Source organism: Comamonas sp. UBA7840 (genome assembly GCF_002501455.1).
Classification (GTDB): domain Bacteria; phylum Pseudomonadota; class Gammaproteobacteria; order Burkholderiales; family Burkholderiaceae_C; genus Comamonas; species Comamonas jiangduensis.
This window is the reverse complement of record NZ_DLTI01000040.1, coordinates 1-12,111: the sequence shown is the minus strand read 5'-3', so window position 1 is coordinate 12,111 and position 12,111 is coordinate 1. Positions and strand designations below refer to the sequence as shown.

13 protein-coding genes are annotated in these 12,111 nt (G+C 55.5%); 11 read left to right on the top strand and 2 right to left on the bottom strand.

Annotation, left to right across the window (positions count from 1 at the left end; all coding sequences use genetic code 11):
• Positions 1 to 285 precede the first annotated feature (285 nt).
• A complete protein-coding gene (locus B3R00_RS14715) occupies positions 286 to 810 on the bottom strand; it encodes a hypothetical protein (protein WP_286999639.1) in 525 nt (174 codons plus the stop codon).
• A 195-nt stretch (positions 811 to 1,005) separates the two neighbouring features.
• Here B3R00_RS14715 and B3R00_RS14710 point away from each other — a divergent pair, with 195 nt between their 5' ends.
• Both B3R00_RS14710 and B3R00_RS14705 read left to right on the top strand, forming a co-directional pair.
• Entirely contained in the window at positions 1,006 to 3,390 is a 2,385-nt protein-coding gene (locus B3R00_RS14710) for a diguanylate cyclase (RefSeq protein WP_286999638.1), read from the top strand.
• Positions 3,391 to 3,568: 178 nt separating this feature from the next.
• Positions 3,569 to 4,384, top strand: a complete 816-nt coding sequence (locus B3R00_RS14705) for a MipA/OmpV family protein (RefSeq protein WP_286999637.1) — start codon at positions 3,569 to 3,571, stop codon at positions 4,382 to 4,384.
• A 471-nt stretch (positions 4,385 to 4,855) separates the two neighbouring features.
• Here B3R00_RS14705 and B3R00_RS14700 read toward each other — a convergent pair whose 3' ends face one another.
• A complete protein-coding gene (locus tag B3R00_RS14700; RefSeq protein ID WP_286999641.1) occupies positions 4,856 to 5,644 on the bottom strand; it encodes an SDR family NAD(P)-dependent oxidoreductase in 789 nt (262 codons plus the stop codon).
• A gap of 110 nt (positions 5,645 to 5,754) precedes the next feature.
• Here B3R00_RS14700 and B3R00_RS14695 point away from each other — a divergent pair, with 110 nt between their 5' ends.
• The 9 genes from B3R00_RS14695 to B3R00_RS14655 all read left to right on the top strand — a co-directional run bounded on the left by B3R00_RS14695 (position 5,755) and on the right by B3R00_RS14655 (position 12,016).
• Positions 5,755 to 5,964 carry a helix-turn-helix domain-containing protein gene (locus B3R00_RS14695; RefSeq protein ID WP_376747706.1) on the top strand — a complete coding sequence of 70 codons (210 nt, stop codon included), beginning with the start codon at positions 5,755 to 5,757 and terminating at the stop codon, positions 5,962 to 5,964.
• 208 nt (positions 5,965 to 6,172) lie between these two features.
• Entirely contained in the window at positions 6,173 to 6,499 is a 327-nt protein-coding gene (locus B3R00_RS14690) for an ArsR/SmtB family transcription factor (protein WP_286999636.1), read from the top strand.
• Between the two features lie 58 nt (positions 6,500 to 6,557).
• Entirely contained in the window at positions 6,558 to 7,058 is a 501-nt protein-coding gene (locus B3R00_RS14685; protein ID WP_286999635.1) for an arsenate reductase ArsC, read from the top strand.
• Positions 7,059 to 7,089: 31 nt separating this feature from the next.
• Positions 7,090 to 7,449 (top strand): arsenite efflux transporter metallochaperone ArsD, encoded by a 360-nt coding sequence (gene arsD, locus B3R00_RS14680; RefSeq protein ID WP_154163084.1) that lies wholly within the window; start codon positions 7,090 to 7,092, stop codon positions 7,447 to 7,449.
• Positions 7,450 to 7,462: 13 nt separating this feature from the next.
• Positions 7,463 to 9,229, top strand: coding sequence for an arsenical pump-driving ATPase (gene arsA, locus B3R00_RS14675; protein WP_286999634.1), 1,767 nt, complete (start codon positions 7,463 to 7,465; stop codon positions 9,227 to 9,229).
• Between the two features lie 17 nt (positions 9,230 to 9,246).
• Complete coding sequence (gene arsB, locus B3R00_RS14670; RefSeq protein WP_286999640.1) at positions 9,247 to 10,266, top strand: ACR3 family arsenite efflux transporter; 1,020 nt, start codon at positions 9,247 to 9,249, stop codon at positions 10,264 to 10,266.
• 80 nt (positions 10,267 to 10,346) lie between these two features.
• Positions 10,347 to 10,778, top strand: a complete 432-nt coding sequence (arsC, locus tag B3R00_RS14665) for an arsenate reductase (glutaredoxin) (RefSeq protein WP_286999633.1) — start codon at positions 10,347 to 10,349, stop codon at positions 10,776 to 10,778.
• Entirely contained in the window at positions 10,765 to 11,481 is a 717-nt protein-coding gene (gene arsH / locus B3R00_RS14660) for an arsenical resistance protein ArsH (RefSeq protein WP_286999632.1), read from the top strand. The genes arsC and arsH overlap by 14 nt, the downstream gene beginning before the upstream one ends.
• A gap of 64 nt (positions 11,482 to 11,545) precedes the next feature.
• The gene (locus B3R00_RS14655) at positions 11,546 to 12,016 is read left to right on the top strand and encodes a hypothetical protein (protein WP_286999631.1); all 471 of its coding nucleotides are present in this window, start codon (positions 11,546 to 11,548) and stop codon (positions 12,014 to 12,016) included.
• Positions 12,017 to 12,111: the final 95 nt, after the last annotated feature.

The window sequence follows — 12,111 nt, the reverse complement described above, 5'->3', positions numbered from 1 at the left end:
CAAGGCCGACCCCGCCTACGGCGCAGGCGTGAAGGCAGCGCTGGAAGCCCTCAAGGCTGGCAAGCTGTAAGCAGCGACCGCTGCACTGCGCCGTGTTGGGATATGCGGCTCACTGCAGACTAAGCCCTCTTTGCCTTGGCAAAGAGGGCTTTTTACTTGCCGTCATATGCAATACCTACGCCTCCCCTGCGACTGGCCCCAAAGCTGTTTAGGAAAAGCTGGTCGATTCAAACGCAGCATTTTTGCGAAAACGCTATTAGTAAAAGCAATTCAAAGATGAAACAATTAGCTAATTGCTAAGCCGACGAAGTCGGCACCTCCAGACCCATCTAGAAGGCTTCGCCGCTCATCCCTCGTATGTTCAGTTTTTGGCCTTCTTTGCAGCGCGCCTTTCTCAATCCTAAAAATTCGTTCTATTGGCGTAGCTTTTTGGTATTGATCCTGCTGTTTGCCTGCTTGGCGCTTTACTGGAATGGCCTGCTTGCGAGTCAGAACCAGAAAAAGGCAGACCTCCACCAGCAAACCATGCTGCGCTCCGCCCAGTTGACCAAAACATTGGCTGTATTGAGCCAGACGCTGTTCGCGGGGCTGGATTTCGTTGCTCAAAACTTGGTGGCGGAATACATGGGTGGAAATTCCGAAGGCTTCGACCGTGCGGTGCATACAGCCATCAGCAGCTATCCTGCGGGCTCCATCTTGCAGGTTGCGGTTGCCGATCGTGAAGGCGATATCGTTTACTCCAACCTGCAAGACCCGCCAAGGCAGCCCACTTCTACGTCGATCCGTGATCGCGCACATTTCAGTGCCCATGCTGAGGCAAGTAGCGATTCCGGGCTCTACGTCAGTCAACCGGTAATGGGCCGGGTATCCAAGTTGTGGACCATCCAAATTTCGCGTGCTATACGATCACAGGGCCGCTTTGAGGGCGTGCTCGTGATATCAGTAGCACCCTCTTACTTGTCTAAATTTTTTCGCGAAATTCTCAGAAAACCCAATGACTTGGTAATGCTGCTGCGCCATGATGGCGCCTTCATGGCCAGTTCAGGGGAAGAAAGTGCGTTTTTGGGCAAATTCGTCTCTGAGGAGCATGAATTCCTGCTCCAGAACGGTGCCATGCATGGCGAGTACGATTCGACGTCAAGTGTAGACGACGTGGCCCGTCACAATACTTGGCACCGTGTCAACGGCTTCCCGCTACTTGTGTTGATTGGACTGGACAAACAAGCACTTTGGGAGCCGCTGCACGAAGAAATTCAAACCTCCTTATTACGCCACGGTGTGGGCAGCGTGCTTTTGGTTTTGATAGTGCTAATCATCGGATGGCTGTCTTTGCAACGACGCAAAGCCCAGGAGCAAGCTACACGCAGCGAAGAGTTGCTGCGCAAGTTGGTGACCCAAGTGCCCGGCGGACTTTTCCAATTGCAGGTGCGCGCCGATGGCAACTTGCGCCTGCCGTATGTCAGCCCAGGCATGTGCAAACTGCACCAGATGTTGGGCAAAGCGGGGGGAAGTGATGGTCAAGCTTGGTTTGCTTTCATTCACCCGGACGATGGGCAGCGCGTGCGTACCGAGCTGCTCCAAGCCTCTGCCGATCTGCAACCCTGGCAAGGCCGCTACCGCATTGTCGATGAGGAGGGCCACTTACACTGGGTGCAGATAGTAGCCCAACCGGAGCGCCATGGTGACGATGAAGGTGTGCTCTGGCACGGCTACGCTCAGGATGTGACCCTTCAACACAAAATGCAAGAGGCACTGCGTGTCAGCGAGCAGCATCTGCGCCTGACGATGGAGGCTGTGCATGATGGCATGTGGTCTTGGGACTTGGACACAAACTTGGTGCATTGGGATGCGCGCTGCTGGGAAATGCTGGGATATCCAGCCCAGGCCAAACAACTGACGCGCGAAACCATGCTCGCATGGATGCATCCAAACGATTTGAAAAAATTCCAGCAAAGTGTGCAGGCCCACCTTGAGCACGGTGAAACTTACCACTGCGAGTTCCGCCTGCGCACGGCCACTGGGGACTGGTTGTGGGTGGAGGCTCGCGGAGATCTTGCCGATACTGCCGCAGGCGAGTCCTTGCGCATGCTCGGTACACATACCGACATTACCAAACGCGTAGCGCAGACGCAGTTGGTGCGGGCTCTGCTCGACGAAAACGCCTGCGCCATACTGCTGGTCTCACCAGATCGCTGTATCACTCAGGCCAACCAGCGCGCACGCAGCATCTTTGGTGCACCCGGCACCTCTTTGGTGGGACAAAGCACCCAGATCATCCACCCCGATGCCACTAGCTTTAAGTCCTTCGAAGCGTGTTATGCCGAACTGCGCGAGCAGGGCCGCACACACCGAGAGTGGCTCTTCCAATTGGGTGACGGAACCTCGCGCTGGCATGATGTGCACGGTACCTTGCTCGACCCTCAAGACCCCCAGGGCCAGGTGATCTGGACGATCGTGGACGCTGACGATCGCCACCGTGCCGAGATTGCCCTGCGCACAGCACAGCAACGGCTGACAGCCATTATCGAACGCTTCCCCAGTGGCGTGATGCTTCAAGAGCGGATTTTTGGCTCGATCGTTGCCATGAACCAGAACCTGTGCAATCTGCTCGAACTGCCTGCCCCCATAACCAGGATACCCAGGGGGCTCGAAGCGAAGATAAACCGGTTACTGCCCGCAGACATGCTTGCCGAGCCGGCTGCCCCGCAGCACCTTCATCTGTCCACCGTGCAGCGTATCGAGCTGCCGTTGCCTAGCGGACGCGTTTTTGAAGTCCAACGCATTCCCCTGTGGCATGAAGATCGTCAACTGGGGCTCTTTTGGGTGGTGGACGACATCACTCAGCGCAAGCAGCGGGAAACGCTGCTGGAGCAGCAGGCCACCACGGACACGCTGACCAAGCTGCCCAACCGGCGCGCCTTCATGAACAGAATCCAGCAGGAATACAACGCCATCTGCCTCTCCAACCACAAGCCAGGCATCCTGCTCATGATCGATATCGACTTCTTCAAGAAAGTCAACGATACCTGGGGCCATGGCATAGGCGATCAAGTGCTGCAGCACTTGGCCTCGGTGCTGCGCCAAAACCTGCGCTCGGGCGATATGGCTGCACGCTTGGGTGGCGAAGAATTCACCGTGCTGCTGCCCCAGACTGACCTGCATGACGGGCTGCAACTGGCCGAACGCGTGCGAGCCGCCATTGCCAGTGCCCCTGCCACCACCGAACAGGCGGCCATTACCATCACCGTCAGCTTGGGCGTGAGCGTGCTGGATGCATCACTGAGCAGTATTGATGAAGCTCTGAACAGATCGGATACCGCGCTCTATGCTGCTAAACACCAAGGCCGCAACCGTGTCTGCACCTGGAGTGAAGTCAAGGAGGGCACTTAGTTCATTGCATAAGGCTGGTTTGGCCTCTGAAAATGGAGTTCTTAGCGCTGTTAAAAATGTAAACAAGTTGCTAAGAAACTCTGGTCGATTCAGTGCGGACATCTCAGAGGCACCTCTGTAAATGTGACTACAGGGGGCCGCGAACATAATCAATTTTTTTGAATCGGATAAAGCTCTGATGAAAACTAAATTTTTCGCCCCACAAAGTGCGGCTGTACTGGTTGCAGGTACTGCCATGTTGTTTTCTTCCGCCGTATTCGCTCAGGAAGATGAACAAGACGTGTCTGAGCGCTGGAAGTTTAGCTTGGGGGTTGGAGTGGTCAATCAGGCCAAATACCCCGGATCGTCGAAAGAAAAAACTACTGCATTCCCTATCTTTAGTGCGAACTACGGCCGCTATTTCATTGGCGCGCTTCCTGTTGCAGGCATTCCGGCAGGCGTGGGCATGTCTTTTTACAGGGATCAAAACTGGAATGTCGGCGCGGGTGTGGGATACGACTTTGCGAAACCCCGCGAAGAGTCCGACTCGGCAAGCTTGAGAGGCATGGGTGATATCGATAGGACAGCCTTGGGATCATTTTTTGCCAGCTACACCCAGGACTGGCTCAAGGTGACAGGCGCTGTGGTGACTGACCTCGGTGGAAAAGGCCAAGGCGTCCGTGTGTTGCTGGACTTGCAAGGACGCTACCGTGTGTCAGACCGCTTAATGCTGACCGCAGGCCCAGCATTGGTCTGGGCCAACAGCAAATACACGCAGACCTTCTTTGGTGTGACTGCAGTGCAAAGTGCTAGTTCTGGCTTGCCCCAGTACAGCGCATCGTCTGGGCTTAACTCTGCGGCCTTTGCCATCGGCGCTAGCTATCAGTTGACACCTCAATGGGGCATTGGCGCACGCTTGAGTGCAAACCGACTGCGTGGAGATGCGGTTAATAGCCCAATTACAGAGAAAAAGAACCGCAACACCTTCGGTGTCTTTTCTAACTATCGCTTTTGATGGGCGTTGTCGCATTCATAGGGTGATGCAGGCCAAAAAATGGTCTAGTGGCTCGTTGGGGGCGATAGAACCACGTCATATCTCGTAATAACGAACTTTCAGCCTCGCTTCGGCCTGCCTGCCATTCACTGCTACTCCCCTAAAAACAGACATTAAGGATCGACTGCCGTGATACACGGAACGACTGCAATCTGGCTGAGGCTGTGTGAAAACACGTCCAAGCATGAAATTCAGGGGTCTTCGCACCATTAGCCCGGTCAAGAAAAACGCATACAGAGCAATCTGAGAGGTCGATTTTTTGCCGAGGTCAGTGCCCGATGCGTTTTCACACAGCCTCTGGCTGACTGCAGTCGTTTAACTTAACAACGCTAATGACCCTGATGCCCTAAGCAGTCATTGCGCAGCGGCTTCTCCGCACGTCTATTCAGATCTCAAATCTCTCTAGAAAAGGCGGGGCGATCCATACACTATTTAAATGCTGTCCACGATTCCGCCTTCGACTCGCAGGGAGGCACCAGTTGTGGCAGAAGATAGAGGTGACGCCACATAAGCCACCATGTTCGCCACTTCTTGCAGTTGTGCAGCGCGGCCAATGATCGAAGAAGGGCGATGCTTTTTTACGAAATCCATACCCGCTTGCTCTAAGGTTTGACCTTCGGGTGCACTGGCCAGCAACATGGCGGCAGCACCTTCTGACAATGTGGGGCCAGGCAGGACGCTATTGACGGTGACCCCGGTGCCGGCCGCAACCTTGGCCAAGCCGCGAGCCAAACCCAGCATTGCTGTTTTACTCATGCCGTAATGAACCATGTCTGCAGGAATGTTGTAGGCCGACTCAGAGGCGATGAAGATCACACGTCCCCAGTTGCGCTGCAGCATTTGCTTCATATAAGCGCGTGACATGCGCACTCCGGACATCAGGTTCACATCCCAGTAACGCTGCCATTCCTCATCACTGATTTCAAAAAATGGAACGGTGCCGTAGATGCCTAAGTTGTTCACCAAGACGTCGCAGTCAGGTACTTGGGCAATCAAATCTTGGCATCCGCTTGCTGTTGCCAAGTCCGCAGCCACGCCTTGAACGCGAGCAGCGGGGGCTGCGCTGAGCACTGCCGCAACGGCCTTATCAACGGCTTCCTGTGATCGTCCATTCACCACGACATCAGCATCCGCTTGCGCCAAAGACTTGGCTATCGCCAAGCCAATACCCACTGTGGAACCAGTGATGACCGCTTTTTTGCCTTGAAGATCAATGTTCAGCATGAGAGTCCTTTGAAATCAATATGTTGCAATGCTCTAAATATAGAGTGATGGCCATATTTAATAAACATCTACATAATTTATTCATTAAAAACTATTGGTTTTGAATCATGGGCAAACTCAGCAGCATGGCCGTGTTTGTGAAAGCAGTGGAGTGCGGCTCATTTGCCAGCGCTGCTGATGAGCTTGATCTTTCCGCCCCCATGGTGGGCAAGCATGTGCGCCAACTGGAGCAACAGTTGGGCATCACTTTGCTCAATCGCAGCACACGCAGGCAAAAGCTGCCCCAGGTCGCAAAAGTCGGCAACAGGCTGATTTGAGACTTTCAGGGCCAGTGCTTGTCCACGCCAAAGAGCAAAACCAGCTTTGTCATGAGCAGCCGCCACTGCGCCCCTATGTTGGATGCAACCATGCCGATACAAAAACCTGCAGCGGTATCAGTGATGAGCTAAGAAATACAAGTCGCATGTGGTTTGCGTCAGACATTATTTTAACACTATATTTCAATGATTGATGTAATATCGATCTATGAAAGAAGACAACGTCATCCGTTCCCTGTCCGCCTTGGCTCACGAAGCTCGGTTGAGAGTGTTTCGTGCATTGGTAGTAGTTGGGCAGCAGGGTCTCACTCCAAGCGCTTTGGCTGAGCAGTTAGGCGTTGCACCTAATGCACTGTCTTTTCACCTGAAAGAGCTGGCTCATGCCGAGCTGGTCACGCAGGAGCGGCAGGGGCGCAATCTGGTGTATCGCGCCGCCTTCTCCACGATGAATGACCTGCTGACCTATCTCACTGAGAACTGCTGCCAAGGCGCTGTCTGCATGCCCAACCAGGCTGCCTTGTGCAAATGCGACTAGCTAGGCCTCAACAGGTCTTAATGCCAACCCATCCTCACTGCTGCTGAGAAAGCAAACCATGTCCACAGACGCCACTTACAACGTACTGTTCATCTGCACCGGCAACTCTGCCCGCTCCATTCTTGCGGAGGGCATCCTGAATGAACTGGGCAAAGGAAAGTTCCGGGCATTTTCCGCCGGCAGTCACCCCAAAGGCGAAGTTCATCCGCAGGCACTCGCAACGCTGAAGCGATTGCACATGCCGGACACGGGTTATCGCAGCAAGAGTTGGGACGAATTTGTGGCGCCTCAAGCACCTGTGTTCGACTTCATTTTTACTGTCTGTGATAACGCAGCTGGCGAAGTCTGCCCGCTTTGGCCAGGCAACCCAGTCTCGGCGCACTGGGGTCTGCCAGATCCAGCGGCAGTGACAGGCACCGAAGAGCAGCAGGTCAAGGCATTCAGGGACACCGCAATGATGCTGCGGCGCCGTATTGAGCTGTTGTTGTCTCTGCCGCTTCAGCGGCTGGACTCGATGTCGTTGCAAAGCGAGCTTCGCAAGATCGGCCAGCAACAGTAAGCCCATCCAATCTGGAATGAAAGGACATCCCATGCCAAGTATTCAGATATTTGATCCTGCGCTGTGCTGCAGTACCGGCGTGTGCGGCGTTGAAGTGGACCAACAGCTGGTGAGTTTTGCGGCTGACGCGGACTGGGCCAAGCAAAACGGCGCGCACATCGAGCGCTTCAACCTTGCCCAGCAACCGATGGCTTTTGCGCAGAACACCATCGTTAAAGGCTTTCTGGAACGCTCAGGCCAGGATTCGCTGCCTTTGGTGCTAGTGGGTGGAGAGTTTGCGTTGGCAGGTCGTTATCCCACGCGTGCTGAACTTGCACGCTGGGCTGGTATCGAGATCTCCTCTCCGTCTTTCAACCAGAGCGGTTGTTGCTCGGGTGGCCGTTGCTGCTAACAAAGGAGGCCTGATGAATTTTCTGAAACAACCACCACGCTTTCTCTTTTTTACTGGCAAGGGCGGCGTAGGCAAGACCTCTATCGCGTGTGCAACAGCCGTGCAACTGGCGTCAGAAGGTCAGCGTGTACTGCTTGTGAGCACCGATCCGGCTTCCAACGTAGGCCAAGTGTTTGACGAGCGGATCGGAAACCACATCACGGCCATTGGCGCGGTCCCCAATTTGTGGGCGCTGGAAATTGACCCGCAAGCGGCAGCACAGGCTTACCGTGACCGCATTGCCGGCCCGGTGCGCGGCGTGTTGCCAGATGACGTAGTCAAAGGCATTGAAGAGTCGCTGTCTGGGGCATGCACCACAGAAATTGCTGCCTTTGATGAGTTCACGGCGCTGTTGACTGATAGTGCACTGACCCACGATTACGCGCACGTTATTTTTGATACTGCGCCCACGGGGCACACCATTCGCCTGTTGCAGCTGCCAGGGGCATGGAGTGGCTTTTTGGAAGTGGGTAAGGGCGATGCATCGTGTTTGGGGCCTTTGGCTGGATTGGAGAAACAACGCAGCCAGTACAAAGCCGCTGTTGATGCTCTGGCAGATCCTCAACGCACGCGCCTGGTGTTGGTGGCACGTGCACAGCGCACGACTTTGCGGGAAGCAGCACGTACCCACGAAGAGCTGGCCGCCATCGGTCTGACGCAGCAGCATCTGGTGATTAACGGCGTATTTCCTGCAAACGAGGCGCAAACCGACCCGTTGGCCGCAGCGATTTATGCCAGAGAGCAAGCGACACTGGCTGCCATTCCCCAGGCGCTGCAGGCCTTGCCACGCGATCAGATTGAGCTCAAACCTTTCAACCTTGTGGGACTGGATGCCTTGCGCCATCTGCTGACCGATGCTGGCCCAGCACAGAATGCTGAAAGCATTGAGCTGCCAGAACGGCTGAATGCGCCAGATTTGTCAGCGCTGGTCAACGACATCGAGGCCGATGGTCATGGGCTGGTCATGGTGATGGGCAAAGGTGGCGTGGGCAAGACCACGCTGGCTGCAGCCATTGCTGTGGAGCTGGCATCCCGAGGCCTGCCTGTGCATCTGACCACGTCTGACCCTGCTGCACATTTGGCTGACACGCTGGATGGAGCGCTGCCCAATTTGGCCCTCAGCCGCATTGATCCTCATGAGGCCACCGCGCGCTACCGACAACACGTAATGGATACCAAGGGCGCGAAGCTGGATGCCGAAGGTCGAGCTTTGCTGGAAGAGGATCTGCGCTCGCCCTGCACCGAAGAGGTCGCGGTGTTTCAAGCTTTTTCGCAAGCCATTCGCGAAGGGCGCAATAAGTTCGTGGTGATGGATACCGCTCCTACGGGCCATACCTTGCTGCTTCTGGATGCCACGGGGGCCTACCACCGCGACATCACTCGGCAAATGGGGGAGACGGGGCTTCACTTCACAACCCCGATGATGCAATTGCAGGACCCCAAGCAAACCAAGGTGGTGATTGTGGCCTTGGCAGAAACAACGCCCGTGTTGGAGGCCGCCAACTTGCAGGCCGACTTGCGCCGCGCCGGCATTGAGCCCTGGGCCTGGGTCATCAACAACAGTGTGGCAGCCGCTCACCCGCAGTCTCCCTTGTTGCGCCAGCGTGCGCGCAACGAGCTGCACGAAATCAAGGCAGTAGCTACGCAGCACGCGCAGCGGTATGCGGTGGTGCCACTTTTGACCGAAGAACCTGTGGGGGCAGAGCGCCTGCGAGCCTTGGCTAACTGGAAAGCGGCATGAATCGATCCACCTCACCTATGGGCATTTTTGAGCGCTACCTGACGCTTTGGGTGGCACTGTGCATCCTGGCTGGACTGGCATTGGGTAACCTCATGCCCGCGCTGTTCACCACACTTGCGTCCATCGAATACGCCTCGGTCAACCTCATCGTCGCTGTACTCATCTGGGCCATGGTGTACCCCATGATGATTGCCATTGACCTGAACTCGCTCAAAGCAGTAGGCCAGCGGCCAAAGGGATTGGTCATCACGCTGGCGATCAACTGGCTGATCAAACCCTTCACCATGGCCGCGTTGGCGGTGCTTTTCTTTGAGTACGTGTTTGCCGGAGTGATCCCGTCAGGTGATGCCCAGCAATACATCGCAGGATTGATCTTGCTGGGCGCAGCACCTTGCACCGCCATGGTATTTGTCTGGTCGCAGATGACCAAGGGTGATCCAAACTACACACTGGTGCAGGTGTCGGTCAACGATTTGGTGATGGTGGTGGCATTTGCCCCCATCGTGGCGCTGCTGCTGGGCGTGACCGAAATTGCCATCCCTTGGGAAACACTGGTGTTGTCCGTGGTGCTGTACATCGTGCTGCCGCTGATGGCTGGCTGGTGGACGCGCAAGCGCTTGATCGCACGGGGTGGAGAGTCTGCAGTTTCGGACTTCACATCACGCATCAAGCCAGCCTCGATGCTCGGGCTGCTGCTCACCGTGGTGTTGCTGTTTGGCTTTCAGGGGCCTGTGATATTGGCGCAACCCACCTTGATTGCAATCATCGCTGTTCCGATCCTCATCCAGTCTTATGCCATCTTCGCTCTAGGCTATGCCTGGGCCTGGTTGTGGCGCTTGCCACATGCGATTGCTGCACCCTGCGCCATGATTGGAACGTCCAACTTCTTTGAATTGGCAGTGGCTGTAGCTATTGGACTGTTCGGCCTGAACTCAGGCGCGGCCTTGGCTACGGTGGTGGGCGTGCTGGTTGAGGTGCCGGTGATGTTGTCCCTGGTGGCATTTGCCAACCGCACCCATGCACGTTTTCCGGCTTGACGGCCCCCTGGCAACGACTACTTGTCCCAACAGCCCAGATCCTTTGCCACTTACCTTGAATGTCTCAAAGAGGCCATTGTATGAGCACAATCACCATTTATCACAACCCTGCATGCGGCACGTCGCGCAATGTGTTGAGCCTGATTCGTAACAGCGGCGAAGAGCCAACAGTCATTGAATATCTCAAGACGCCACCAGACCGTGAAACGCTGGAGCAATTGATAGCAGCCATGGGCTTCCCAGTGCGCGACGTCTTGCGCCAAAAAGGCACTCCGTTCGATGAGCTGGGACTGGCAGACACGCAGTGGACCGATGCACAGCTGATCGACTTCATGCTGCAGCACCCGATCTTGATCAATCGCCCGATTGTGGTCACGCCACTGGGAACCCGTTTGTGCCGTCCTTCCGAGGCGGTACTGGATATCCTGCCGCAGCCCCAGCAGGGTGCCTTTTCCAAGGAAGACGGAGAGGCCGTCATCGACTCGAAAGGACAACGTGTTGCTAAACCCTGACTTGCCCAATATCGACAACGACTTGTTTGATGTCCCGGATCTTGCCCGGTTGCTGCCCACTGCGCGAGCGAGTCATCCGCCGCGCATTTTGCTGCTGTACGGGTCGGCACGTGAGCGTTCTTACAGTCAACTGCTGACCGAAGAGGCTGCGCGACTGCTGAGCAAGATGGGGGCTGAGCCCAAAATCTTTGACCCCCGCGGTTTGCCCTTGCCTGACGATGCCCCTGAAAGCCATCCCAAGGTGCAGGAGCTGCGGCAGCTTGCGCAATGGGCAGAAGGCATGGTGTGGACCTCGCCAGAGCGCCATGGTGCAATGACCAGCATTCTTAAAGCACAGATCGACTGGATTCCACTGTCCGTGGGCGCCGTGCGTCCGACCCAAGGCAAGACCTTGGCTGTCATGCAAGTGTGCGGGGGATCTCAGTCCTTCAACGCGGTCAACCAGATGCGTGTGCTTGGCCGCTGGATGCGCATGCTCACCATCCCGAATCAATCTTCCGTGGCAAAAGCATTTATGGAGTTCGATGAAGCTGGCCGGATGAAGCCCTCGTCATATTACGAGCGCGTGGTGGACGTGATGGAGGAGTTGGTCAAGTTCACGCTTCTGACCAGAGATTGTGCGGACTATCTGGTCAATCGCTACAGCGAGCGCCGGGAAAGCGCAGAGCAGCTGTCCAAGCGGGTCAACCAGCGCAGCATTTAATGCGCGGCTCGGATTGCTCTGGGTTCAGTACTGGCACAGCCATTTGAAAAACTGTATAAACAGTATGTATAGTTTATTGAGGAGCAATCAATGCCAGTTCACAAAACCAAACCCGTCGCATCCAAGGCTACTGTTGTTGTCGACAAGACCCCAAGCGAAAAAAAAACCAGCTACTAAATCAGCAATTGTTCCCACCGCCGCTCCTGCTACAACTACGGCTACCGTCGACGCCAAATTCAAGAAGCCCAAGCTGGTGCGTGACAGCTTCACCGTCCCCAAGGACGAGTACGCTGCAATTGACGAGCTGAAATTGCGTGCAGCTCAACAGGGGCATATCGTCAAGAAGAGCGAGCTCTTGCGCGCAGGGCTCAAGCTGTTGTCCAGCCTCAATGATCAGCACTTGCTGCAAGCTCTGCAAGCCGTGCCTTCCATCAAAACCGGACGCCCTGCCAAGACAGAGGAAACGCAAGCAAAACCGCGCAAACCGGCTTCACGGTCGTCTGCCAAGGTTCAGAAGGCAGCTAAGGCGTCTTAAGTGTCCGCAGATTGAAGGCAGCGTTAGCACTTGCCACACCCCATGTGAGCGAACGCTTGGTCTTTCAGTGAAGGTGGTGTTGATTTCCATCCAGA

Excerpts from the sequence above, each read along its gene's own strand:
- B3R00_RS14715 (WP_286999639.1), bottom strand. The coding sequence starts at position 810 with ATGGGCACTGAAATGTGCGCGATCACGGATCGACGTAGAAGTGGGCTG.
- B3R00_RS14710 (WP_286999638.1), top strand. The coding sequence starts at position 1,006 with ATGCTGCTGCGCCATGATGGCGCCTTCATGGCCAGTTCAGGGGAAGAA.
- B3R00_RS14705 (WP_286999637.1), top strand. The coding sequence starts at position 3,569 with ATGAAAACTAAATTTTTCGCCCCACAAAGTGCGGCTGTACTGGTTGCA.
- B3R00_RS14695 (WP_376747706.1), top strand. The coding sequence starts at position 5,755 with ATGGGCAAACTCAGCAGCATGGCCGTGTTTGTGAAAGCAGTGGAGTGC.
- B3R00_RS14690 (WP_286999636.1), top strand. The coding sequence starts at position 6,173 with ATGAAAGAAGACAACGTCATCCGTTCCCTGTCCGCCTTGGCTCACGAA.
- B3R00_RS14685 (WP_286999635.1), top strand. The coding sequence starts at position 6,558 with ATGTCCACAGACGCCACTTACAACGTACTGTTCATCTGCACCGGCAAC.
- arsD (WP_154163084.1), top strand. The coding sequence starts at position 7,090 with ATGCCAAGTATTCAGATATTTGATCCTGCGCTGTGCTGCAGTACCGGC.
- arsA (WP_286999634.1), top strand. The coding sequence starts at position 7,463 with ATGAATTTTCTGAAACAACCACCACGCTTTCTCTTTTTTACTGGCAAG.
- arsB (WP_286999640.1), top strand. The coding sequence starts at position 9,247 with ATGGGCATTTTTGAGCGCTACCTGACGCTTTGGGTGGCACTGTGCATC.
- arsC (WP_286999633.1), top strand. The coding sequence starts at position 10,347 with ATGAGCACAATCACCATTTATCACAACCCTGCATGCGGCACGTCGCGC.
- B3R00_RS14655 (WP_286999631.1), top strand. The coding sequence starts at position 11,546 with ATGTATAGTTTATTGAGGAGCAATCAATGCCAGTTCACAAAACCAAAC.